Source organism: Roseomonas sp. CECT 9278 (assembly GCF_918698155.1).
Lineage (GTDB): Bacteria > Pseudomonadota > Alphaproteobacteria > Acetobacterales > Acetobacteraceae > Neoroseomonas.
This window is the reverse complement of the sequence record NZ_CAKKLX010000014.1, coordinates 94,549-116,612: the sequence shown is the minus strand read 5'-3', so window position 1 is coordinate 116,612 and position 22,064 is coordinate 94,549. Positions and strand designations below refer to the sequence as shown.

General features: G+C 72.8%; 27 protein-coding genes and 1 tRNA gene. 8 read left to right on the top strand and 20 right to left on the bottom strand.

From position 1 onward, the window contains the following. Nucleotides 1-199: 199 nt before the first annotated feature. The 5 genes from LQ222_RS11865 to LQ222_RS11845 all read right to left on the bottom strand — a co-directional run bounded on the left by LQ222_RS11865 (nucleotide 200) and on the right by LQ222_RS11845 (nucleotide 5,312). Complete coding sequence (locus tag LQ222_RS11865; protein WP_230166617.1) at nucleotides 200-1,051, bottom strand: hemolysin family protein; 852 nt, start codon at nucleotides 1,049-1,051, stop codon at nucleotides 200-202. A 208-nt stretch (nucleotides 1,052-1,259) separates the two neighbouring features. Further along, a complete protein-coding gene (gene ybeY / locus LQ222_RS11860) occupies nucleotides 1,260-1,709 on the bottom strand; it encodes an rRNA maturation RNase YbeY (protein ID WP_230166615.1) in 450 nt (149 codons plus the stop codon). Between the two features lie 55 nt (nucleotides 1,710-1,764). After that, nucleotides 1,765-2,814: a PhoH family protein gene (locus tag LQ222_RS11855; RefSeq protein ID WP_374202161.1), complete on the bottom strand. Its 1,050-nt coding sequence runs from the start codon at nucleotides 2,812-2,814 to the stop codon at nucleotides 1,765-1,767. Beyond that, nucleotides 2,811-4,190 carry a tRNA (N6-isopentenyl adenosine(37)-C2)-methylthiotransferase MiaB gene (miaB, locus tag LQ222_RS11850; RefSeq protein WP_230166613.1) on the bottom strand — a complete coding sequence of 460 codons (1,380 nt, stop codon included), beginning with the start codon at nucleotides 4,188-4,190 and terminating at the stop codon, nucleotides 2,811-2,813. Before miaB ends, LQ222_RS11855 begins: the two co-directional genes overlap by 4 nt. Before the next feature lie 198 nt (nucleotides 4,191-4,388). Next, nucleotides 4,389-5,312, bottom strand: a complete 924-nt coding sequence (locus LQ222_RS11845) for a 1-acyl-sn-glycerol-3-phosphate acyltransferase (RefSeq protein ID WP_230166612.1) — start codon at nucleotides 5,310-5,312, stop codon at nucleotides 4,389-4,391. Nucleotides 5,313-5,456: 144 nt separating this feature from the next. Here LQ222_RS11845 and LQ222_RS11840 point away from each other — a divergent pair, with 144 nt between their 5' ends. After that, the gene (locus LQ222_RS11840) at nucleotides 5,457-6,422 is read left to right on the top strand and encodes a tripartite tricarboxylate transporter substrate binding protein (RefSeq protein WP_230166611.1); all 966 of its coding nucleotides are present in this window, start codon (nucleotides 5,457-5,459) and stop codon (nucleotides 6,420-6,422) included. Here the strand turns inward: LQ222_RS11840 and LQ222_RS11835 are convergent. After that, nucleotides 6,409-7,449 (bottom strand): NAD/NADP octopine/nopaline dehydrogenase family protein, encoded by a 1,041-nt coding sequence (locus LQ222_RS11835; protein WP_230166610.1) that lies wholly within the window; start codon nucleotides 7,447-7,449, stop codon nucleotides 6,409-6,411. The two genes, LQ222_RS11840 and LQ222_RS11835, sit on opposite strands and share 14 nt — an antisense overlap. 289 nt (nucleotides 7,450-7,738) lie before the next feature. Here LQ222_RS11835 and LQ222_RS11830 point away from each other — a divergent pair, with 289 nt between their 5' ends. Together LQ222_RS11830 and LQ222_RS11825 are read left to right on the top strand one after the other, a co-directional pair. Further along, nucleotides 7,739-8,716: a tripartite tricarboxylate transporter substrate binding protein gene (locus tag LQ222_RS11830; protein WP_230166609.1), complete on the top strand. Its 978-nt coding sequence runs from the start codon at nucleotides 7,739-7,741 to the stop codon at nucleotides 8,714-8,716. A 52-nt stretch (nucleotides 8,717-8,768) separates the two neighbouring features. Then, on the top strand, nucleotides 8,769-9,659 hold the full coding sequence (locus LQ222_RS11825) for a DMT family transporter (RefSeq protein ID WP_230166608.1): 891 nt from the start codon (nucleotides 8,769-8,771) through the stop codon (nucleotides 9,657-9,659). On the opposite strand, the gene LQ222_RS11820 is transcribed toward LQ222_RS11825, so the two are convergent. From LQ222_RS11820 to LQ222_RS11805, 4 genes are all read right to left on the bottom strand, one after another. Then, entirely contained in the window at nucleotides 9,660-10,307 is a 648-nt protein-coding gene (locus tag LQ222_RS11820) for a glutathione S-transferase family protein (RefSeq protein WP_230166607.1), read from the bottom strand. It abuts the gene before it with no gap. A 5-nt stretch (nucleotides 10,308-10,312) separates the two neighbouring features. Continuing rightward, nucleotides 10,313-11,119 (bottom strand): GNAT family N-acetyltransferase, encoded by an 807-nt coding sequence (locus LQ222_RS11815; RefSeq protein ID WP_230166606.1) that lies wholly within the window; start codon nucleotides 11,117-11,119, stop codon nucleotides 10,313-10,315. After that, complete coding sequence (locus LQ222_RS11810; RefSeq protein WP_230166630.1) at nucleotides 11,116-11,529, bottom strand: transcriptional repressor; 414 nt, start codon at nucleotides 11,527-11,529, stop codon at nucleotides 11,116-11,118. Before LQ222_RS11810 ends, LQ222_RS11815 begins: the two co-directional genes overlap by 4 nt. Nucleotides 11,530-11,964: 435 nt before the next feature. Beyond that, complete coding sequence (locus tag LQ222_RS11805; RefSeq protein WP_230166604.1) at nucleotides 11,965-12,393, bottom strand: MucR family transcriptional regulator; 429 nt, start codon at nucleotides 12,391-12,393, stop codon at nucleotides 11,965-11,967. A 91-nt stretch (nucleotides 12,394-12,484) separates the two neighbouring features. On the opposite strand from LQ222_RS11805, the gene LQ222_RS11800 reads away from it, so the two are divergent. Continuing rightward, nucleotides 12,485-12,745, top strand: coding sequence for a sulfurtransferase TusA family protein (locus LQ222_RS11800; RefSeq protein WP_230166628.1), 261 nt, complete (start codon nucleotides 12,485-12,487; stop codon nucleotides 12,743-12,745). On the opposite strand, the gene LQ222_RS11795 is transcribed toward LQ222_RS11800, so the two are convergent. Together LQ222_RS11795 and tsaB are read right to left on the bottom strand one after the other, a co-directional pair. Beyond that, nucleotides 12,714-13,076: a GNAT family N-acetyltransferase gene (locus LQ222_RS11795; protein WP_230166603.1), complete on the bottom strand. Its 363-nt coding sequence runs from the start codon at nucleotides 13,074-13,076 to the stop codon at nucleotides 12,714-12,716. The two genes, LQ222_RS11800 and LQ222_RS11795, sit on opposite strands and share 32 nt — an antisense overlap. A 107-nt stretch (nucleotides 13,077-13,183) precedes the next feature. Continuing rightward, on the bottom strand, nucleotides 13,184-13,843 hold the full coding sequence (tsaB, locus tag LQ222_RS11790; protein WP_230166602.1) for a tRNA (adenosine(37)-N6)-threonylcarbamoyltransferase complex dimerization subunit type 1 TsaB: 660 nt from the start codon (nucleotides 13,841-13,843) through the stop codon (nucleotides 13,184-13,186). 180 nt (nucleotides 13,844-14,023) lie between these two features. Here tsaB and LQ222_RS11785 point away from each other — a divergent pair, with 180 nt between their 5' ends. Then, on the top strand, nucleotides 14,024-14,992 hold the full coding sequence (locus LQ222_RS11785) for a tripartite tricarboxylate transporter substrate binding protein (protein WP_230166601.1): 969 nt from the start codon (nucleotides 14,024-14,026) through the stop codon (nucleotides 14,990-14,992). Nucleotides 14,993-15,049: 57 nt separating this feature from the next. Here the strand turns inward: LQ222_RS11785 and LQ222_RS11780 are convergent, their stop codons facing one another. Next, nucleotides 15,050-16,504 carry an amidase gene (locus LQ222_RS11780; protein WP_230166600.1) on the bottom strand — a complete coding sequence of 485 codons (1,455 nt, stop codon included), beginning with the start codon at nucleotides 16,502-16,504 and terminating at the stop codon, nucleotides 15,050-15,052. 81 nt (nucleotides 16,505-16,585) lie between these two features. Between LQ222_RS11780 and LQ222_RS11775 the strand changes: the two genes are divergently transcribed. Beyond that, on the top strand, nucleotides 16,586-17,233 hold the full coding sequence (locus LQ222_RS11775; protein WP_230166599.1) for an FMN-binding negative transcriptional regulator: 648 nt from the start codon (nucleotides 16,586-16,588) through the stop codon (nucleotides 17,231-17,233). A gap of 42 nt (nucleotides 17,234-17,275) precedes the next feature. Here LQ222_RS11775 and LQ222_RS11770 read toward each other — a convergent pair whose 3' ends face one another. The 4 genes from LQ222_RS11770 to LQ222_RS11755 are packed head-to-tail and all read right to left on the bottom strand — an operon-like array spanning nucleotide 17,276 to nucleotide 18,958. Further along, entirely contained in the window at nucleotides 17,276-17,512 is a 237-nt protein-coding gene (locus tag LQ222_RS11770) for a hypothetical protein (RefSeq protein ID WP_230166598.1), read from the bottom strand. Next, a complete protein-coding gene (gene folD / locus LQ222_RS11765) occupies nucleotides 17,512-18,357 on the bottom strand; it encodes a bifunctional methylenetetrahydrofolate dehydrogenase/methenyltetrahydrofolate cyclohydrolase FolD (RefSeq protein ID WP_230166597.1) in 846 nt (281 codons plus the stop codon). Before folD ends, LQ222_RS11770 begins: the two co-directional genes overlap by 1 nt. After that, a complete protein-coding gene (locus LQ222_RS11760) occupies nucleotides 18,354-18,656 on the bottom strand; it encodes a DUF167 family protein (RefSeq protein WP_230166596.1) in 303 nt (100 codons plus the stop codon). The genes folD and LQ222_RS11760 overlap by 4 nt, the downstream gene beginning before the upstream one ends. Beyond that, nucleotides 18,656-18,958: a YggT family protein gene (locus LQ222_RS11755; protein ID WP_230166595.1), complete on the bottom strand. Its 303-nt coding sequence runs from the start codon at nucleotides 18,956-18,958 to the stop codon at nucleotides 18,656-18,658. Before LQ222_RS11755 ends, LQ222_RS11760 begins: the two co-directional genes overlap by 1 nt. A 147-nt stretch (nucleotides 18,959-19,105) precedes the next feature. On the opposite strand from LQ222_RS11755, the gene LQ222_RS11750 reads away from it, so the two are divergent. Beyond that, nucleotides 19,106-19,181, top strand: a tRNA-Ala gene (locus LQ222_RS11750). 26 nt (nucleotides 19,182-19,207) lie between these two features. Beyond that, nucleotides 19,208-19,819 carry a hypothetical protein gene (locus LQ222_RS11745; protein WP_230166594.1) on the top strand — a complete coding sequence of 204 codons (612 nt, stop codon included), beginning with the start codon at nucleotides 19,208-19,210 and terminating at the stop codon, nucleotides 19,817-19,819. A gap of 90 nt (nucleotides 19,820-19,909) precedes the next feature. Here the strand turns inward: LQ222_RS11745 and LQ222_RS11740 are convergent, their stop codons facing one another. Genes LQ222_RS11740 through LQ222_RS11730 form a run of 3 tightly spaced genes read right to left on the bottom strand, consistent with a single transcriptional unit; the run spans nucleotide 19,910 to nucleotide 22,050 of the window. Next, the gene (locus LQ222_RS11740; RefSeq protein WP_230166593.1) at nucleotides 19,910-20,374 is read right to left on the bottom strand and encodes a DUF3429 domain-containing protein; all 465 of its coding nucleotides are present in this window, start codon (nucleotides 20,372-20,374) and stop codon (nucleotides 19,910-19,912) included. Between the two features lie 40 nt (nucleotides 20,375-20,414). Continuing rightward, entirely contained in the window at nucleotides 20,415-21,014 is a 600-nt protein-coding gene (locus LQ222_RS11735; RefSeq protein ID WP_230166592.1) for a hypothetical protein, read from the bottom strand. Nucleotides 21,015-21,066: 52 nt separating this feature from the next. Further along, complete coding sequence (locus LQ222_RS11730; RefSeq protein ID WP_230166591.1) at nucleotides 21,067-22,050, bottom strand: hypothetical protein; 984 nt, start codon at nucleotides 22,048-22,050, stop codon at nucleotides 21,067-21,069. Nucleotides 22,051-22,064: the final 14 nt, after the last annotated feature.

Genomic DNA, 22,064 nt, shown 5'->3' with positions numbered 1-22,064 from the left:
CGTGCCCCCGGACCCGCGGAGAGTGAAGGGCTGGTGGGGGGGAGGGGCTCAGGGGTGGGACCTGTTGGAAGGGCGCACCATGCCCCTCCTGCCCACCAGCCCTTTGACCCCGGGTCTGGGAGGCGGTCGCCTCCCAGCGGGGGGTCCGGGGGGCTGGCCCCCCGGTCGCCCTACGCCAACCCATCCCCACCCTTGGCGCCTACTCGGCCGCCGCGCGTGCGGGTTGTGTCCCGGGTCGTCGCACGCGCACGCGGCGGATGCGGCGCGGGTCGGCGTCGAGGATGCGGAATTCCAGCCCTGACGGGTGGGAGACGAGTTCGCCCTTCGCGGGCACGCGCCCTGCCAGGGTGAAGACCAGCCCGCCGACGGTGTCGATGTCGGCGGCGCGTTCTTCGTCGGTCAGGATCTGGCCGAGCCGGGCCTCGAAGCTCTCGACCGGCATCCGGGCGTCGAGTTCGATGGTGCCGTCCGGCCGTTCCATCATCTGTGGCGTGGCGTCTTCGTCGTGTTCGTCGGAGATGTCGCCGACGATCGTCTCGACCAGGTCCTCGATGGTGACCAGGCCGTCGATGCCGCCGTATTCGTCCACCACCAGCGCCATGTGGGTGCGCGCCTGGCGCATCTGCAGCAGCAGGTCGAGCACCGGGATGGACGGCACCACGAACAGCGGCTTGCGCTCGATGGATTTCAGGCTGAACGGCCCGGATGTCCCGACCGCGGCGAACACATCCTTGATATGGACCATGCCCGCGATGTCATCGAGGCTTTCGCGATAGACCGGGTAGCGGCTGTGCCCGTCGCGCTGGATCAGCGCGATCGCCTGGTCCAGCGTATAATCCTCCGGCATCGCCATGATGTCGGCGCGCGGCACCATGACGTCGTAGGCGGTGGTTCCCCGCAGCCGCAGCACGTTGGACAGCAGCGCGCGTTCCTGGGTGTCGAGGTCGGAGGCGTCGGGTGCCTCGCCATCCACGTCGCCCTTGTCGTCGCGGCGTTCGATCAGTTCGCCGACGCGGTCGCGGACGGATTCCGCCTCCTTGCGGCGGAGCATGCCCTGCAGTTTCCAGAACAGCCCCGGCTTTGAGCCGACGTCGCTCACGATGTCATGCCCTCAGACGCCGGGCGCCCGCATCCGCGGGCTTGGCTTTCGCGCCCCGCACTGGCGCGCGGGCAGCGTCTGGAGGTCTGGGCGCGGTCGCGCCGTGCGCTCCCGGATCGCGCGTGGCGCGATCCGCACAGGGAGGAGGGTTCGGCGCGCATCACGACACGCCTCGCCAGGGGTTGGGCAGGCCAAGCCGGCGCATCACGCGGGCCTCGGCGCGCTCCATGCGCCGCGCCTCGCCGGCCTCGATGTGGTCGTGCCCGGCCAGGTGCAGCGCGCCATGGGCGACCAGGTGGGCCAGGTGGGCGGAGGCGCTGCGCCCGGCCTCGCGCGCCTCGCGTCGCACCACGCCCAGGGCCAGCGCGACATCGCCCAGTTGCCCGGGCGCGCCGGCCGGGAAGGACAGCACGTTGGTCGGCTTGGATTTGGCCCGATGGGTGCCGTTGAGGCGCTTGACTGCGAGGTCGTCCGTCAGCAGCACGGTCACGGCGCCATGGGCCCCCGCTTCGCGCAGCGCGGCATGGGCGGCCCGGCGCACCAGCGCCTCCGGCCGCTTCACGGCGGCGCGCCAGCCTGGCGCCGCCAGGACCACGGAGATGTCCGCCATCTCCAGTAATCCGCTCCGAAGCCCGGCCGCGCCACCATGGCGCGCGCCGGGACGGCTACTTCCCGGTTCCATACCTCTCCTTCTTTGCCCGAGTCTGGTCGTCGGCCAGCCCATAGGCGGCGACGATCCGGGCAACCAGCGGATGCCTTACCACATCCCGTTCCGCGAATCTCGCGACTCCGATTCCCTCGACCCCCTCGAGGATCCGCAGCGCCTCCGACAGGCCCGAGGGCTGGCCGGAAGGCAGGTCCACCTGGGTCGGGTCGCCGGTGACGACCATCCGCGACCCCTCCCCCATCCGGGTCAGGAACATCTTTATTTGTGCCGGCGTGGTGTTCTGGGCCTCGTCCAGGATGCAGTAGGCATGGGCCAGGGTGCGGCCGCGCATGAAGGCCAGCGGCGCGATCTCGATCTCTCCCGCCGCGATGCGCCGGGCCACCTGTTCGCCGGGCAGCATGTCGTGCAGCGCGTCGTACAGGGGGCGCAGGTAGGGGTCGACCTTCTCCTTCATGTCGCCGGGCAGGAAGCCCAGGCGCTCGCCGGCCTCGACCGCGGGGCGCGACAGCACGATGCGGTCGACCCGCCCCGATTGCAGCAGCGCCACGCCCTGCGCCACCGCCAGGTAGGTCTTGCCGGTGCCGGCGGGGCCCACGCCGAACACCATCTCGCGCCGCGCCAGCATGTCGATATAGGCGGCCTGGGCCGGCGATCGCGGCGCGATCGCGCCCTTGCGCGTGCGAATCGCCGGCAGGTCGGCCAGCGGCAGGCGGGGCTCGCCCTGCTCGGCGCCGCCCTCGGCCAGGCGCAGCGCGGCCTCGACCTCCGCGGTGCCGACATGCTGGCCCTGTTCGAGCCGTTTCCACAGCGCCAGCAGCGCCGCCTCCGCCAGTTCCGTCCGCCCTGCCCCGCCCGAGATGGCGATGCGGTTCCCCCGCGAGGCGAGCCGCACGCCCAGCACCTGTTCGATGCGGGCGAGGTGGCGGTCGTGCTCCCCATGCAGGGCCGCCAGCAGGACGTTGTCGTCGAATTGCAGCGTGACCGATCTCTGCTCGGCCGGGCTGCGGGATGGGGTGGCGCGGAGGGCGAGGCTGGGGGTGGCGGTCAAGCGGCTGGTCTCTCCCTGGTTGTCGCATCGTCCGGCATGGGCAGAACGCCCGAGAGTGAATTGGGATGCCCGGCGGTGATCCGCACCGGCACCACCTGGCCCGTCAGGCTGTCGGGGCCGTCGAAATGCACCGGGTTCAGCCAGGGCGTTCGCCCGGCCATCTGCCCGGGGTGCCGGCCGGGGCCGGTCACCAGCACCTGCGCGACCATGCCGGCGCGGGACCGGTTGAAGGCGGCCTGCTGGTCGCGCAGCAGCGCCTGGATTTCGGCGAGGCGCGCATCCTTCAACGCTTCGTCCACCGGCCCGGCCATGGTGGCGGCCGGCGTGCCCGGCCGCGCGGAATACTTGAAGGAGAAGGACTGCGCGAAGCCGATGTCGCGGATCAGCGCCAGGGTCTCGGCATGGTCGGCGTCCGATTCGCCCGGATGGCCGGCGATGATGTCGGTGGACAGCGCCAGGTCCGGGCGCGCCGCGCGCAGCCGGTCCACCAGCCGCCGGTAGTCATCCGCCGTGTGCCCACGGTTCATCATCTTCAGGATGCTGTCGGACCCCGACTGCACCGGCAGGTGCAGGAAGGGCATCAGCGCGGACGTATCCCGATGCGCGGCGACCAGGTCGTCGTCCATGTCGCGCGGGTGGGAGGTGGTGTAGCGGATGCGCGCCAGGCGCGGGATCTCCGCCAGCCGCCGCGCCAGCCGCCCGAGCGTCCAGGCCCGCCCATCCGGCCCTTCGCCATGCCAGGCATTCACGTTCTGGCCGAGCAGCGTGATCTCCCGCGCGCCGAGCGCGACCAGCCGCTCGGCCTCCGCCACGATCGCCGCGGCGGGGCGCGAATACTCCGATCCCCGCGTATAGGGCACCACGCAGAAGGAGCAGAACTTGTCGCAGCCTTCCTGCACCGTGAGGAAGGCGGTGACACCCTGCGGTGCGGCGGTCTCGGGCAGGTGGTCGAACTTGTCCTCGGCGGGGAAGTCGGTCTCGATCACGGCACCCGCGGCGCGGGAGGCGCGGGCCACCATCTCCGGCAAGCGATGGTACGATTGCGGGCCGAGCACGATATCCACCCAGGGCGCGCGGGCGGTGATCTCGGCGCCCTCGGCCTGGGCGACGCAGCCGGCGACCGCGATGACCATGTCGCCGCCTTTTTCGCGCTTCACGTCCCGCAGGCGACCCAGGTCGGAGAACACCTTCTCCGTCGCCTTCTCGCGGATGTGGCAGGTGTTGAGGATGACCATGTCGGCCTCCTCCACCTGCTCGGTCGGCGCGTAGCCGAGCGGTGCGAGCACATCCGCCATGCGGGCGCTGTCATACACATTCATCTGGCAGCCCCAGGTGCGGATCAGCAGGCGCTTCCGTGGGGGGGTGCTGTCGGTCATTCAGGGTCAGGCTCCGCGGCCCCGCCGCGCGGGGTGCGGCGAGGATCGGCGGGGGACATGCGCACCGGGGCGGTGCGGGTCAAGCGACCTTTGGCCCGAAGCGGAACACCATGCCACCGAGCGTGGCGGGCGGCGTCGCGTCGGGTCAAGCGTCGTCTCGACCGGGAGGCACGGATCCTGCCCCCGCGCGGCGCCGCATCAGCCGGCCGAACCGCGCAACCTGAGCGGCGCCACCGGCCGGTTCTGCCGCAGCAGCGCCGCGCCCTCGGCCACCACCTCGCTGGCCGCCGCCGTCAGCGCCTTGCGGTCGGCGAAGCCCGCCGGGTCGGCGGGTTCGTGCAGCAGCACCGTGGCGCGCGCGCCGGACCGCCGGGCGATGCGCCAGAAATGCGTCGCGATGTCCATGTCGCCATACCAGGCGAAGAAGGGCCGGTCGCGGCGGCAGGCCGGCAGCCCGCCCAGCCGGTCATAGACCAGCGAGACCGGCTGCACCTGCTTCGCATCCTGCGCCACCGACAGGAAGGACGACCGGAAGGGCAGCACCCGCGTGCCATCGTTGGACGTGCCTTCGGGGAACAGGATGATGCTGTCCCCCGCCGCCAGGCGCTGCTGGATGTCCCCGGCCTCCTTGCCGGTGCCCGAGCGCGTGCGGCTGACGAAGACCGTGCGGCCGAGCCGCGCCACGGTGCCCACCACCGGCCAGGTGCCGACCTCGGCCTTCGACACGAAGGCTGCCTCAAGCACCCCGCCCAGCACCAGGATGTCGAGCCAGGAGGAATGGTTGGACACGTACAGCACCGCGGGCGAGGCGCTCGGCGTGCCCACCACCTGCACCTTGATGCCGATCAGCCGGCACAGCACCGCGTGGTAGGTCCGCCCGAAACGCTTCGCGCCGCCCTGCGAAACCCGCAGCAGCACCGCCTGGATCGGGATGCACAGCAGCGTCCAGATTGCCGCGCTGGCCATGCGCCGGACCGCGCGGAACCGGCCGCCGATCGGCCGCGGTTCCATCACGTCGCCCCAGGCATCGCCCCGCATCCAGGGGCTGAAGCGCAGCGGGTTGCGGCGCAGCAGCCGGCGCGGCTTCAACGCTTCCTCGGGCGAACGGGCGACGGCTTCCATCAGCGCCCAGGTAGCGCGCCCATCATGGCGGGGCAATGAAGCCCTGGCGTCAACGGCGTGAAGGCTGGCGCCCGCGCTCGCCACGCACGGATTGCGCGCGCCCCGCGCCAGGCCAAGACTGCAGGGCCCGAGGAGAGCCCCGCCATGTCCCCGACCCGCCGCGCCTTGCTCGCCGCCCTGGCCCTGCCGGCCCCCGCGCTGGCGCAGGGCGCCTGGGCGCCGGACCGCCCGGCGCGCCTGGTCGTGCCCTTCGCCCCGGGCGGTTCGCAGGACGTGCTGGGCCGGCTGTTCGCCCAGGCGATCCAGGCCGCCAGCGGCCACCAGCTGGTGATCGAGAATCGCGCCGGCGCCGGCGGCATCCTGGGCGGGGAGGCCGTGGCCCGCAGCCCGGCGGACGGGCTGACGCTGCTGCTGGCCACCGCCGGGCAGACCACCATTCCCAAGGCGATCGGGCGGCGCATGCCCTACGACCCCGAGGCCGACCTCGCGCCGGTGATGCAACTGCTCGACAGCCCGGTCGCGCTGCTCGCCGGGCCGGGCATCGCCGCCGCCGATGCCGGCGCGCTGATGGCGCTGGCGCGCGCCGCGCCCACGACCCTGCCCTATGCCTCGACCGGCACCGGCACCAACACGCACCTCATCATGGAGGACCTCAAGGCGCGCGAGCGGCTGAATGTCGAGCACGTGCCCTATCGCGGCGCCGCGGCCGCCTTCAACGACCTGCTGGCGGGGCGCATCGCGCTGATGTTCGTCTCGGTGCCCTCGGTGCTCGGCTTCCAGGGCGGCGCGCTGCGGGTGATGGCGACCACCGGCGAACGCCGCTTTCCCAGCCTGCCCGCGGTGCCGACCCTGGCGGAGCAGGCGGTGCCCGGCTTCACCGCCAGCATCTGGACCGGGCTGTCGGTGCGCGCCGGGACGCCGCCGGCCGCCATCGCCTTCTGGCGCGAGGCCTTCGCCCGCGCGCTGGCGGATGCGGCGCTGCGCGACCGGCTGGACGGGCTCGGTGTCACGCCGGCGCCGAGCAACCCTGCCGCCTTCGCCGCCATGATGCGCGAGGACCTGGCGCGCTGGGCCCGCGTGGTGGCGCCGCTGGCGATCAACCTCGATTGAGCGTGCCCGGCAGGTCCGCGAGGTCGAGCCCGGCGAGCAGCGGATTGTCCCGCAGGCCGCGGCCCCACAGCGTCTCGATCACCGTGACCGCGGCCGCGGTGACCGGCATGGGCTGGCCGATCGCCTCCGCCAGCGCCAGGTAGAAAGCGAGGCCATAGGGCACGTCCTCGGTCACGTAGCGGGTCTGCATGTCGGTCGGCCCGGCGATGACGCCGCGGCCCTGCTCGATCGCCTGCGTCATCTCGTGCAGCGGGCCGCGCGGCACGCCGTTGGTGCGATGCAGGGCCTCGACCAGGCTCGGCGGATGGTGGCCGAAGCGTGCGGCCAGCGCGTCGCGCTCGGCACAGAGCGTTTCCATCAGCCGGCACACGGCCGGCGTCATCAACCCGTACTGGCCCCAGGTTTCGCGCTGCTCGATGCGGGTGACATTCGCCAGCGCCAGCGCGGCGTGGGCGATCGGGTTGGTGTTGATGAAGGCGGCCGCCAGCGCATCCGGCACCACCGGCCAGCGATTGCCGAACAGCGATTCGGCCAGCGCGGCCAGGTCGGGCGCGGCAGCGCCGGGCAGCGCGCCCATCTCCACCCAGGCACGGATGGCGGCGATGCGCACGCGGTCGGGCCCGGTGCGCCGGCCGGTGACCGGCGTGGTCGCCATGGCGCCGACCGGCGCGCCCGGCCCGCGCAGCCGCGCGAAGGCCAGCGGCGCCAGCGACGCCGCCGGCGCGATCAGCAGCGGCAGTGCTTTCGGGATGGCGGCGGCGATCGGCGGCAGCAGCGCCGGCAGCGCATAGGCGGGCACCGTCAGCAGCGCGACGTCGGCGCCGGCGAAGGCCTCCGCCAGCGTGGTCGCGACACTGACGGGGAAGGTCCCTTCGACCTGCCCCTCGGCCTGCAGCACGCCGTCGATCCCGGCGGTGCCGGCGCCCGAGGGTGACCACAGCACCGCCTGGTGCCCCAGGCTCGCGGCGAGCACGGCGCAGCCCGGGCCGATCGCCCCGGCCCCGAGTATCGCCAGACGCATGGTCATCCCCCTTGCCAGCCCCCGCGGACCCTGCGGCGGCGCATGGCATGGCGCAAGCGGGGGGCATGGCGCAAGCGGGGGGCATGGCGCAAGCGGGGGCGCGGCACGCGGCCGCCGGATGCCGCGCGCGGCAGCCATGGCGGACCGCCAGCGCCGCCGCGTCCGGCCCCCGGCAGGGCACCCCTCGCGGACCGGCGCGGCACCGCCGTCCCGTCGCATTTTCCGCCTCGCCGGGCGATGCCGCTGCGCCAGGAAATGCTCTACGCTGACGCACCCGCCAGCAGGATCCCGCCAGATGGTCAATCGTCGCGCCGTGCTCGCCGCTCCTCTCGCCGCCGCGCCGCTCGCTGCCCGCGCGCAGGCGCCCGCCGGCTGGCCCGACAAGCCGCTGCGCCTGGTCGTGCCGACGCTGGGCGGCGCCGGCACCGCGGATACCGTCGCGCGCATCCTGACGCAGGAGCTGGACAAGCGCCTGCCGCAGCGCGTGGTGGTGGAGAACCGCGCCGGCGCCAACGGCAATGTCGGCGCCGCCTATGCCGCGCGCAGCGCGCCCGATGGCTATACCTTCCTGTGGGGCTGGGCCGGCACGCTGGCGACCAACCCCGCCCTGTATCGCGACCTGCCCTTCGACCCGGTGCGTGACTTCGACCCGGTGGTGCTGGTGGGCAACGTGCCCAATATCCTGGTGGTGAACCGCGCGCTGGGGCCGCGCACGCTGGCGGAATTCACCGCCTATGCGCGCGCCAATCCGGGGAAGATCAATTTCGGCTCGACCGGCAACGGGTCGTCCATGCACCTGGCGGGCGAGTTGTACCGCCAGATGACGCAGACCGACATGCAGCACGTGCCGTATTCCGGGCCGGCGCCGGCGGTGACGGACCTGCTGTCGAACCGCATCCAGGCGATGTTCAACCTGGTGACCGGCGCGCTGCCGCAGATCCGCGCCGGCGAGGTGGTGCCGCTCGCGATCCTGGACGATGCGCGCTCCCCGCAGCTGCCCGACGTGCCGACCATGGCGGAGCTCGGCATGGCGGGCCTGACCTTCGGCACCTGGTTCATGGTGATGGCGCCCAAGGGTACGCCGGGGCCGGTGATCGACCGGCTGAACGCGCTGGTGAACGAGGTGATCGCCGACGTCGAGGGCAAGCGGCGGCTCGAAGGCGCCGGGCTGGTGCTGCTGGGCGGGTCGCGGGCGCGCGCGGCGGAGGTCCTGGCAGTCGAGATCCGCCGGCACGCCGAGATCGTGCGGGCGAGCGGCGCGCGCATCGACTGAAGCGGCGCAACATCCGGGGGGCGCGGGCCGCGCCGGCATGCGAGAAGCCGGCATGTCCGCCCTCGCCTGGTCGCTGCTGGTCGCGCTGTCCGTCCTGTGGGGCGGGTCGTTCTTCTTCGTGGGTGTCGCGGTGGCGGAGCTGCCGCCGCTGACGCTGGTCGCGCTGCGCGTGGGCCTGGCCGCGGCGATGCTGTGGGCGGCGCTGCCGCTGGTGTCGGTACCGCCGCCGCGGGGGCTGCGCGCCTGGCGCGCAATCGCGGTGATGGGGCTGCTCAACAACGCCATCCCGTTCTCGCTGATCGTGTGGTCGCAGCAGAGCCTGTCCTCGGGGCTCGCCGCCATCCTCAATGCCACCACGCCGCTCTGGGGCGTGCTGGTGGCGCATGCGCTCACCGCCGAGGAGAAGGCCACGCCCGCGCGGCTGGCCGGCGTGCTGCTGGGCTTCGCGGGCGTCGCGGCGATGATGGGCCCCGACATCCTGGGCGGCGCGCTGGCGGCCGCGGCGGCGACGGCGGCGATGCTGGCGGCCACGCTGTCCTACGCCTTCGCCGGGGTCTGGGGGCGGCGCTTCCGCGCGCTGGGCGTGGCGCCGATGCAGGCGGCGGTCGGCCAGGTGAGCGCCTCGGCGCTGATGATCCTGCCGCTGGCACTGCTGGTGGACCGGCCCTGGGGGCTCGCGATGCCATCGGGTACCGCGGTGGCTTCGGTACTGGGACTGGCGGCGCTGTCCACCGCCCTGGCCTACGTGATCTATTTCCGCATCCTGGCGCTGGCCGGCACGGTGAACCTGCTGCTGGTGACCTTCCTGGTGCCGGTCAGCGCGATCCTGCTGGGCGTGCTGCTGCTGGGCGAGGCGCTGCTGGCGCGGCACCTGGTGGGCATGGCGCTGATCGGGGCGGGGCTGGCGGCGATCGACGGGCGCGTGCTGCGCCTGGTGCGCTGATCAGAAGTCGAGCCGCCCGAACAGCTCCGCATACGGGATCATCACGCCGTCACGATAGGCGGGGCGCTGCTGCAGGCGCGCGTACCAGGCCTCGACATGCGGCGCCGGCGCACGCGGGATGTCGAGCGTGAACCAGCGGTACAGCCCGGTGCCGGCCGCGATGTCCGCCAGCCCCGGCGCATCGCCGCCCAGGAAGGCGCGCCCCGCCAACACGCCGTCCAGCACCGCCAGCCGCGCATCGGTGCGCGCGATGGCGGCCGACACCGCCACCATGTCGCGTGCCGGCGCGGGCGTCCGGTAGAAACCCCAGAACACGCCGTTCAGCAGGTCCGGCTGCAGCCCCGTGGCCACCCAGTCGATCCAGCGGTCGGCCTGCGAGCGGATGCGCGCATCGTCGTGCCAGAAGCGCGCGCCGCCGTGGCGCGCGGCGATGTAGCGCAGGATGGCGTGGGATTCCCACACCACATGGCCGTCATCGTCGATGACCGGGACCTTGCGATGCGGGTTCATCGCGCCGAAGGCGGGCGTATCCAGCCCGCCATGCGCACCGCCGGCCTCGATGTGACGATGCGGCAGGCCGATCTCGTGCAGCAGCCACATGACCTTCTGCACGTTGAACGAACTGCGTCGGCCCCACAGCGTCAGCATGGCGGTCAGTCGCGCCCGCCGACCTTGCGTTCGTAGTGCCGGTAGTACTTGTCGGTGATCTGGTCGGTCTTCACCAGCACCGCGACATCGGTGGTGTTGAACTGATGATCCAGCACCGCGCCGTCGCCCACGAAGCCGCCCAGGCGCAGGTAGCCCTTCACCAGCGGCGGCAGATCCACCAGCGTGCGCTTCACGTCGATGCCGGCCGGGTCGCGGCGCATCATCTCCACGTAGCGGTCGGGCAGCGCGCGCGGGCGGATCGCCTCCGGCGCCATGTGGTTGGCCGCCAGGTAGGTGAGCTGGTCCGACAATGCATCGAGGTCGGTGCCCGGCAGCGACGCGCAGCCGAACAGGATGGCGATGCGGTGCTTGAACACATAAGCCGCGATGCCGCCCCACAGCAGTTGCAGCGTGCCCCGCGTGCGGTACGCCGCGTCCACGCAGGACCGGCCGCATTCCACCAGCTCGCCCTCGGCGGCCAGGATGCGGGAGATGTCGTATTCGGCAGCGGAGTACCAGCGCCCGAGCCTGGCCGCCGCCGGCCGGCGGATCAGGCGATAGGTGCCAACGACCGATTGCGCGCCCTCGCCGCGGTCGTGGTCGACCACCAGCAGGTGGTCGGCGACCGCGTCGAAATCGTCGCGATCGCGCTGCGTCGCGGCGGTCGTCGCATCGGCCTGCGCGCCCATCTCGTTGTAGAACACGCGGTAGCGCAGCGCCTGCACGGCATCGATCTCGTCGGCATCCACCGCGAGGCGCACGCCGAGGTTGCCCGATCGCAGTTCCCCGAAGCCGGGGTCGTTGTCGGTCACGAAGCTGTTCCGGGCGTGCGCCGGCGCGGCGCGGGGCGGGAGGTCTCCGGGATGGGCTTGCGGCCGAACAGCTCGAGCCGCTGGCCGACCAGGTCGAAGCCGAGCCGCGCCGCCAGGCGCTTGGCCAGCGCGTCGAACTCGGCGTCGGCGAATTCGATGACGCGGCCGCTGTCCACGTCGATCAGGTGGTGGTGGTGGCCGCGATCGGCCAGGTCGTAGCGCGCACGCCCGCCGCCGAAGTCGCGCTTCTCGAGGATGCCGTTCTCCTCGAGCAGCCGCACGGTGCGATACACCGTCGCGATCGATACCTTGCTGTCGAGCGCCAGCGCCCGGCGGTACACGTCCTCGACATCCGGGTGGTCCTCGGCGTCGGAGAGGACGCGCGCGATGAGCCGTCGCTGCCCGGTCATCTTGAGGCCGCGCTCGATGCACAGCCGTTCGATTCGCGAGGGTGCCTCGGTCGCAGCCAGGGTCGGGCGGGTCCGGGTCTCGATCACGTGGTCAGTATCCGGCAGTGGGGTGCGCCAGGGGTGGCGCGGGCCGGGACCATAATCCGCCCCGCGCCGCCGGGCCAATCCTGCCGTCGCGGCGGGACGGCGCCGGCCGCCGGATGGCGCGCGGGGCGCCCGGTGTCCGCCGCCTGCCGCCGGCTTGCGCGCTGCAAGATGCGCCGCGTCGAAGCGGCACGGGTGGCAGGTCGGTGGCCGCGGAGCCTGGCCTGGGCGATCGCCTGATGGTCTCGTACTTGGCCCGGCCACCCACGCCAGCATGCTGGAAGGGGCGCCCGGGTGCAGGCCGCGGCATCGCTTCGGGGCGCGCCGAACGGCGCATCCGCGAACGGGCGATCAGCTGCCCTTGGCCTTGCCGCGCGACCGCGGCGTGGTGCCCAGGCCGATCTTCTTCGCCAGCGACGACCGGTGCTTCGCATAGTCCGGCGCCACCATCGGGTAGTCGTTGGGCAGGCCCCAGCGTTCGCGATACTGTTCGGGCGACAGGTTGTACGAGGTCTTGAGATGCCGCTTCAGCATCTTCAGCTTCTTCCCGTCCTCGAGGCAGATGAGGTAGCCCGGGGTGATGGACTTCTTGATCGGCACCGCGGGCTGCGGGCGCTCGGGCTCGGGCGCCGGCGCGCTGCCCACGCCCGACAGCGTGCGGAACACTTCCTGGATCAGGTTCGGCAGTTCCTGCGCCGGCACCGGGTTGTGCGACACATGTGCCGAGACGATCTGCGCCGTCAGGCCGAGAAGTTCACTGCTGGGATTTGCTTCGGCCACGAGGGGGCCTCCTTGTGTTCTAGAATCGGCTGACTTCTACGGTCTGAATCGCACAACGGCAACGCTCAAGGGGATAAATTTCTTGACATTAATGCCCGTTCCACCAGCAAGCGAAGAAGTGCCCGAGGCTTCCACCCTCGACATCACCGCTGAGACTTGCCCGATGACCTTCGTGCGGGTGCGCCTGGCGCTGGATCGACTGCCGCCGGGGGCTTTGCTCGCGGTTCTGCTCGCCGGCGAGGAGCCGCGCCGCAACGTGCCGCGCACCGCCGCCGAACAGGGCCACCTGGTGGTCTCGCAGGCCGAGTTGCCGGGTGGCGTCATGCGCCTGGTGTTGCGCCGCAAGGGCTGAGCGCCAGGCGCAGCACCAGCGCATCCGACCCATCGGGATAATATCGCCGCCGCAACCCGGCCACGATCGCCCCAAGCCCGGCGTAAAGCGCGCGCGCCGCGTCATTGGCGGCGGAGACCTCGAGGAACAGTTCCGCCGCGCCGCGGCCGGCCGATTCGGCCATCAAGCCCCGCATCAGCGCCACCCCCAGGCCGCAGCGCCGCGCCGCGGGGTGCACCGCCAGGGTCAGCACCTCGGCCTCCCCCGCTGCCACGCGGCCCATGGCGAAACCCGCCGGGTCGCCCGCCAGCGTCGCCAGCAGCGCGAAATGCCCGGGCAGCGCCACCAGCATGCCGATCGCCTGCGCCGTCCAGCGATCGGCGGGCGGAAACGCCGCGGCGTGCAGCGCCGCCAGCAGCCCCGCGGCTTCCGCGCCGACCGGGGCGATGGCGGGCGCGGTCAGGCCGGCACCGGGCGCGCGGCCGTCACTGCCGGCGGTTCGACATACAGCGGCGTGGCGGCGCGCAGCGCCAGGCCGGCCTGCAGCCGCTGCGCCGCCAGGCGCGCCACATCGGCGGCATCCGGCAGGCCGGGGCGGGCCTCGGCCGCCTCCCCGCGCGCGTGCAGCGCCGCCACGACGGCAGCGGCCGCATCGCCCAGCACCAGCACGCCGCCATCGGGCGCCGGCAGCGCCTCCAGCGTGGCGACCAGCGGCGGGGCGGGGATCGTGTGGTGCGGGGCGAAGACCTCCAGCACCACCCGGCCGCGCTTGTTGTCGATGGCGGTCCAGACGGCGCGACCGGCGCGCAGCCCGTCGGGCAGCGCGGCCAGCAGCGCCTCGCCGGTGGTGATGCCGAACAGTGGGCGGCCGGCGCCGTGCGCGATGCCCTCGGCGAGCGCGATGGCGGCGCGCAGCCCGGTGAAGCCGCCGGGGCCGATGCCCACCACCACGATGTCCGGCGCGCCGCCGGCCCGCTCCAGCACGTCGCGCGCCATCGGCGGCAACATGGATGGCTGGCCGCGCGGCGCCTCGGCGTGCGCGGCCGCCACCAGGGCGCCATCCGCCAGCATGGCGGCGGAACAGCGCCCGAGCGCACCCTCGATGGCCAGGATCCTCATCGGCGCGGCTTTACGGCACTTCGGCGGCCGGCGGAATGGACGGCCGCGGCGACCGGTCGTCCCGCGCGGCAGCCCGCCCGGCGGCCATCCGGGCCGGACCCGGCCATGCCCTTTCGCCGCGCCCGCTTCATCGCCAGGATGCATCCCGGGGCCGACGGCCCCCCAAGGGAAGGAACTGCCATGACCATCACCCGCCGCGGCCTCGGCGCCGCCATGCTCGCCGCCCCCACCCTGCTCGTCGCGCGTGGCGCGGCCGCGCAGCCCGCCTTCCCGTCCCGCGCGGTGCGCATCGTCGTGCCCTATACGCCGGGCGGCGTCTCCGACATCACCGCGCGGCTGCTGTCCGAACCCCTCTCCGCCACCTGGGGGCAGCCTGTCCCGGTGGAAAACCGCGCCGGCGCCGATGGCGTGATCGGCACCGAGGCGGTCGCGCGCGCGCCGGCCGATGGCTACACGCTCGGGCTGGTGTCGGTCGGCCATCCGGTCAACGCCGCCTTCTATCGCCTGCCCTTCGACACCATGCGCGACTTCACCTTCGTCACGCAGACCACCGCGACGCCGCTGGTGCTCTGCGCGCCGCGCGCCTTCGCGCCGAACACGCCGGCGGAGCTGGTGAATTATGCCAAGCGCAACCCGGGCGTGACCTTCGCCGGCACCGGCGGCGTGGTGCGCCTGGCCCCGGTGCTGTTCGCGCAGCGCACCGGCATCCAGCTGGAATACGTGCCCTATCGCGGCAGCACCCAGGCGCACCCGGACCTGATGGCGAACCGCGTCAACATCATGTTCGACACCGTCCCGGCCGCGCTGCCGCACATCCAGTCCGGCGCGCTGAAGGCGTTGGCCACCACCGGCGCCCGCCGCAGCCCGCAATTGCCCGACGTGCCGACCATGGCCGAGGCCCTGCTGCCGGGCTTCGAGGCCGCCACCTGGGGCATGATCATCGCGCCCGCCAACCTGCCGCCGGCCGTGCTGACGAAGCTCAACACCGACATCCGCGCGGCACTGACCAACCAGACCGTGGTCGACCGGCACAAGACGCTGGGCGCGGAAATCGTGTCGAACACGCCCGACCAGATGCGCGCCTTCGTGCAGGCCGAGATGGAGAAGTGGGTGGCAGCGGCGCGCTCGGCGGGCATCCAGCCGCAGTAAGGCTAAGGTCGGGGGAGGGAACTCCCCCGATCCCCCTCCTTTTTCTGGAACCTGGCGCTATTCGTAGGGCGGAACGGCGCCGGGGCGGGGGTCGATCGGCAGTATGCGATCGAGACCCGATAGGCGTTCGAACAGGGCAGCGACCTGCAGCGCCCGCGCATCCTGGCGCGGCGGCGCCACCACCTGCAGGCCCACCGGCCGGCCGTGCTGGTCGAAGCCGCAGGGCACCGCCACCGCGGGGCAGCCCGCCAGCGTGGCAAACGCGTTGATCAGCGAACCCCCCATGTAGTTCTCCAGCACCTTCCCCGCGATCTTCTCCGGCGCGCGCAGGTTCACATCGAAGGCCGGCGAGGAGGAACACGGCGTCACCAGCACGTCGCAGCGTGCGAAGATGTCGCGCAGCGACCGGAAGAAGCGCGTGCGCTCATGCTCCGCCCAGGCCAGGCGGGAGGGTGTCTCGGCCAGGCCGCGCTCGGTCTGCCAGATGATGTCGGGCTTCACCTTGTCGCGGTGGCTTGCCAGCAGCGCCTCGCGGTCGACCACGAAATGCTGGCTGCGCAGCACCAGGAAGGCGTCCATCAGCGCGCCGAGCTCGGGGTGCACCTCCTCGACGGCGATCCCCAGCGTCTCGAAGCGCCGCACCTCGGCGGCGCAGATCGCGGCCGTCTCGCGGTCCATCGCCATGGCACCGCCGAAATCGGCGCTGAAGGCGATGCGGACCGGTCGCTCGGCCTCGGCCGCCGCGACGGCATCCACGTAGGACCGCGCCGGCGCGTCATAGGTCAGCGGGTCATGCAGGTCCCACCCCGCCATGGTGTCGAGGAACAGCGCCAGGTCCGGGATGTTGCGCGCCATCGGTCCCTGCACCGACAGGGTGGACCACAAATCCTCCTCCGTCCCGCGCGTCACGCGCCCGGGCGAAGGCCGCATCCCGACCACCGAGCAATAGGAGGCCGGCCGCCGCAGCGACCCGCCATGATCCGACCCATGCGCCAGCCAGACCTCCCCGGTCGCCAACGCCACCGCGCCGCCGCCGGTGGAACCGCCGCAGGTCAGCGAGGTGTTCCACGGGTTGCGCGTGCGGCCGAACACCTCGTTGAAGGTCGACCCGCCGGCGCCGAATTCCGGCGTGTTGGACTTCGCGATGACGATGCCGCCGCGGCGCTCGATCCGCTGCACGATGGGCGATGACGTGGCCGGCACGTGGTCGGCGAAGATCGGGCTGCCATAGGTGGTGCGCACGCCCGCCACGTCCGACAGGTCCTTGATCGCGACCGGCAGCCCGGCGAGCCAGCCGGGCTCGCCCTCCGCCTCCCGCTGCTCGCCGCGCAGCAGCGCCTTCGCATGGTCGCGCGCGCGGTCGAGGCACAGCGTGGGCAGCGCGTTCACCGCGGGCTCCACCTGGGCGATGCGCGTCGCGGCGGCGTCGATCAGGTCGAGCGGCGTGATCTCGCGCGCGCGCAGCTTCGCGACCGCCTCGGTGGCGGTCAGGCGGATCAGGTCGTCGGACATGGCATGCCTCCCGTGCGGCGCCGGCCGGTTCCCCGCGGGGCCGGCGGCGCGGTAGCCTGCACCGGCAAGGAGCATCGCGCCATGTACAACCCGCCGGCATTCCGCGAGGACAATCCCGAGATCCTGCACGGCGTCATGCGCGCAGCGCGCCTGGCGCTGCTGGTCAGCGCGGCGCCCGATGGCGGCGTTCCGGACGCGACGCACCTGCCGCTGGTGCTCGACGCGGCGCAGGGCCCGCACGGCACGCTGCAGGGCCATGTCGCCAAGGCCAATCCGCAATGGCGCAACCTGGCGGCGGCCGGCCGCGCGCGCGCCATCTTCGCCGGGCCGGAGGCCTATGTCTCGCCCTCGCTCTATGCCAGCAAGGCCGAGCACGGGAAGGTGGTGCCGACCTGGAACTACGTCGCCGTCCACGCGATCGGCACGGTCGAGGTGGTCGAGGACCCCGAAAGGCTGCACGCGCTGGTCTCGCGCCTGACCGCGCGGCACGAGGAACCGCGCGCCGCCCCCTGGGCGGTGACCGATGCGCCGGAACCCTTCGTGGCGGGCCAGCTCAAGGGCATCGTCGGCATCCTGCTGCGCATCGAGACCCTGATCGGCAAGCGCAAGCTCAGCCAGAACCGCAGCGCACAGGACCGCGCGGGCGTGGTGGGCGGCCTGGCGGCGAGCCCGGATGCGGCCGACCGCGCCGTGGCGGCCGTGATGCAGGGCGATGACGGCGGAGCGTAGGCCCGCGCCCGATCGGATCGGATCATCCGATCGGGTCCGGCCCTAATTGCCGAGCCGCTTCTCGACCCGCGCCAGCACGGCGCGCAGCCGGCGCACGGTGCAGCCGATCTCGCCGATCGCGATCAGCGCCAGCGCCGGCAGCGCGCCCGCCAGCCCATAGAGCAGCCGCGCCCGGTTCCAGGATGCGCCCAGCAGCGGCGTGGCCTGCAACACCAGCACCAGGCAGGCGATCACGCCGGCCACGCCGATTCCCTGCAGCACGCGGTAGAAGATCACCATCACGTCGCACGGCGCGCGAGCGCCGCCTCCAGCGTGTTCTCGAGCAGGCAGGCGATGGTCATGGGCCCGACGCCGCCGGGCACCGGCGTGATGGCGCCGGCGACAGCGGCGGCCTCGTCGAAGGCGACGTCGCCGACCAGCCGGCCATCGGGCAGACGGTTGATGCCGACATCGACCACCACGGCGCCGGGCGCGATCCAGTCGCCGCGCACCATCCCGGCCCGCCCGACGGCAGCGACCAGAACGTCGGCGCGGCGGCATTCGGCGGCGATGTCGCGCGTGCGGCTATGCGCGATGGTCACGGTGCAGTCCGCGCCCAGCAGCAGCTGTGCCATCGGGCGGCCGACGATCTGCGACCGCCCCAGCACCACCGCCCGCGCGCCGCGCAGCGCCACGCCCGCTTCCGCCAGGATATGCATCACCCCGCGCGGCGTGCAGGGCACCAGCCCGGGCTGGCCAGCGGCGAGCCGGCCGGCATTCAGCGGATGGAAGCCGTCCACGTCCTTCACCGGATCGACCGCGGCGATCGCCGCCTCGGTGCTGATCTGCGGCGGCAGCGGCAACTGCACCAGGATGCCATCCACCGCCGGGTCGGCGTTCAGCCGCGCGATGGTCGCGAGCAGCGCGGCCTGCGTGGCATCGGCCGGCAGGTGGAGGGTGGCGCTGTCGAAGCCGGCCTCCTGCGCCGCGCGGTCCTTGTTGCGGACATACACACCCGAGGCCGGGTCATCGCCCACCCGCACCACGCGCAGGCCGGGGCGATAGCCGAGCGCGGCGACGCGTTCGGCCAGGCGCGCACGCAGGCTTGCGGCGATCGCCTTGCCATCGAGGATGCGCGCGCTCATGCCAGGGCCTCCAGGCGCGGGCCGAGCAAAGCGGGTTCGCCGGCCACGCGCAGCAGCTTCTCGCGGCTGGTGGCACCCTGCGCGACCTCGACCGCGGAGGCCGCGACACCCAGCGCCGCGGCAAGGGTGGCGCAGGCGGCGCGGTTGGCGCGCCCATCCTCCGGCGCATCGGCCACCGCGACGGCCAGGCGTGGCCCGTCGGCGGCCGGCTTCACCCCGCCCAGGCCCGGCCGGCGCGCCTTGGGCTGCACCTTCACGCGCACCGTCACGGCAGCGGCCTCGGCCCGCCAGAACGCCATCAGAAGCGATAGACGCCGAGCGCCGGCGCAATCGATGTCGCGAGCAGGATCCGCAGCGCCTGCAGCACGATGATCAGCACCAGCGGCGACAGATCGACCCCACCCAGGTTGGGCAACCGCCGGCGGATCGGCCGCAGCACGGGCTCGGTCACGCGGTAGAAGAAATCCGCCACCGTCCAGACGAATCGGTTGCGGCTGTCCAGCACGTTGAAGGCCAGCAGCAGCGACAGGATCGCCGAGATGATCAGCGCCCAGACATACAGGCTGATCGCCGTGTCCAGCAGCCAGAACAATGCTTGCATCGGTCCTCCGTGACCCTCTCTGCACCGGTCGCCGTGACCTTGCGCGCAACCTAGTGACCGGCCCCTTGCCGGGCAAGGCGGCGACGCGCGCGAAGGCGGGTTGACTTCGCCCGTGGGCTGGGGCACTCAGCCCGCCTCTCGCGGGTCGGGGCTGTAGCTCAGTTGGGAGAGCGCGTCGTTCGCAATGACGAGGTCAGCGGTTCGATCCCGCTCAGCTCCACCACCCGCGAGAATGCCGATCGACACGGAATGCCGGAGCCCGAGCGGGGCGCGGTGCCGCCGATCAGGCCGAAGGCCAACTTCGACCGGCTGGTCGCGCGGCAGATCCTGTTGACGGTCCTGGGCGGCATCTTCGCCTTGATGCCTGCTTCAATCGCGCTGATCAGCGGGCCTTGGCAGCTACTCCTCTTCGCCTTCAGCGGCCTCGGTCAATTCGCATTCACGGGCGGCTTCACGGCCGCTGGGCTCGGCGCTTTTCTCGTCGTCGCCGTGCTCGCCGCCGGCGCGACCATGGCCGAGCAGCCCTTCGAGATCGACCCGGCGACAGGCACCACGACGGATGCCTTCGGTCGCCGCTGGGTCCGGGACCGGCATGGGCCGGCAAAGGTGGTGTCCGGCAAGGCCGGCCCTCTCGGCATCATCGTCCCGGCCTTCGACCTGACCGAGGGTGCTGCCGCAGGCCCACCGCCGCCGCATGCAGGCGGCCCGACCCGGCGCTTCCTGCACCGCAGCTTCGCGCGGTTCTGCGGCGCCCGCGGCGCAGAAGTCGACGGCCTGATCCTGCCGATCGGCTACCTGATCGACCGCGAGGCCATCATGGCCGCCATCAAGCCGGTGCCGCCGCCCTTCCGGTGGTGGTAGCGAAGCGCCGGTGTCCAGGACGTCCCGGGCCGTCCCTGCCGCACCACGACGCCGACCCCAGGGTGCGCCGGGCTGGCAGCGATGCCAGGGTCACGGCATCAGCGCATGCCCCGGCCCCGTCAGCGACAGGAACACCCCGCCCGCCAGGTGCAACGCCGCCATGCCCCAGGACAACGGCCGGCGCAGCGCCATCCACCAGCCCGGCGCGACGCGCTCCGCCACCAGGCGCCGGTCGGTCGGCAGCAGCGCCGCGAAGACCACCGCCAGCAGCAGCAAGCCGCTCGACGGCGGCATCAGCACGGCCGGCCAGGCCGTCAGCGAGGGCAGCACCGACAGCACCATCAAGCGCGGCGCCGCCGTGTCGGCGCGCGCTGCGAGGCCCCACCAGGCGCCGCCCACGAAGCTCGCGATGATCGCGCCATAGCCGAGCGTCGCCGCCGCCGCGAGGTCGCGCCACTCCGGCAGCGCCGCCATGATGGCCAGCAGGCCAAGCGTCGGGATCAGCCCCGCAAGGCCAAGCAGGCGCGCCGCGCGCGGAAGGGTCGATTCGCTCATGACCCCTTTCTGCGCAGCCCGGTGCGCCGCTGCCAAGCGGTCAGACGCGGATCCAGGTCTCGGAAAACGCCAGCATGGCGGTCGAGATCGACTGCCCCGCGATCTCGCGCGGGATCGGCGCGCCCGGCCGCACCTTGCCGTTCACCGTGACGGTCGCGGTCGCGCAGCCCACGAACAGCGACGGCATGTGGTGCTTGCCGGTCGCGGAATTGCCCGGCGGCAGCGCGAAGCAGAAGGGCTTGCCCAGCCCCGACCAGGTCAGCGCCACGGTCAGGTCGGCCCCGCGCACCGTCTCGGAATAGGTGCTGATGGCGTCCCCGCTGGTGCGCACGCTGTCGAGCTTCGCATAGCGCAGGCCCGCCAGGCCCGGCAGGTTCCGCCAGGCGCCGAAATGGCTGACGTAGTCGGCGACCAGCCAGCGGGCCATCGGCTCGTTGTCGGTCAGGCAGATGTTCTGCCCCTCGGCCGATTGCGGGTCCTGCAGCAGCACCAGCGCATGCCCGCGACCATGCGGGGACAGCACGACACGGAAGAAGGACGCCAGCGTGGTGAAGGGCCCGGCCGGGTCCTCCTTCAGCGAAATGCCCGGGTTCTCGCCCGACCATTCGACGGTGCCGGGGAAGACAAGGGTATCGGCCATGGGAATCGCTCCAGGAAAGGGCGGCGCAGGGTGGGCCGGGCGCGGCGCGGGATCAACGGGCCGGCGGGATGATGACGCGCAGCTCCGGCGTGGCACGCCCCGCCGCGGCCTGCGCCAGGTCGCGCACCAGGCGGTCGGCGATGCCGATGCGGTAGTGCTGCGGGTCCCAGTAGTTCGTGTCCTCGCGCGTGATCGCGCTCGGCATCATGAAGTCCGCCAGGATGGTGCCGGGCCGCCCGCGCGCGACCGCGGCGATGGAGGCGCGACACGCCGCCCAGCGCAGCGCATCCAGCGTGCCATCCGGCGGTTGCAATGAGATATGATACGGCACGAAGAACAGCAGCACGCGCGTGGCGGGCGGCAGCGCGGCCAGCCGTTCGGCCAGCAGCGCGTGCTGCGGGAAATCGAAATCCGGCGGCATGGCCGGCGCGGGCGTCCAGGCCGGCGGCACCAGCCCGGCGGCCGCGCGCGGCGGGTCGTAGCGCGACTCATCCGGCAGGAAATCCGCCCAGCCATCGCGCCCGTAGCGCGCACGGCCCAGGCCGAGCATCGCCAGCGCCTGCTTGCCGGCTTCCTCGGCGGCGAAGGGGTTCAGGATCTCGGCATAGCCGCGCCAGAGGTTCGCCCCATACATCCAGTCCGGAAAGGGGCGCGGCGTCAGGCGGCGCAGCGGCCCGGCCTCGCACCACACCATGTCGAAGCCGACCAGCACATTGCGCGGCGCGGGGTGGGCGCGGGTGAACAGCGCCAGCAACTGGGTTTGCTCCCACGCCGTGCCGCTGTTCATCGACAGGTTGGCGAAGCGCCCGCCCAGCGCCGCGTCCAGCACCGGCGGGCGCAGCAGCCGCGTCGCCGAGGTGCCGATGACCACCGAATCGAAGCGCGGGTCGCGCGCCAGCATCGGATAGGAGAAACGCTGGTTGGTGGTGACCGTCTCGCGCGGCAGCGGCAGGGACAGCGGCAGCATCCCCCAGGGATCGACCAGCGCGATGAAGGCATAGGTCGCCACCAGCAGCGCACCGGCAGTGCCCAGCATGCGCCTGGCGAAGC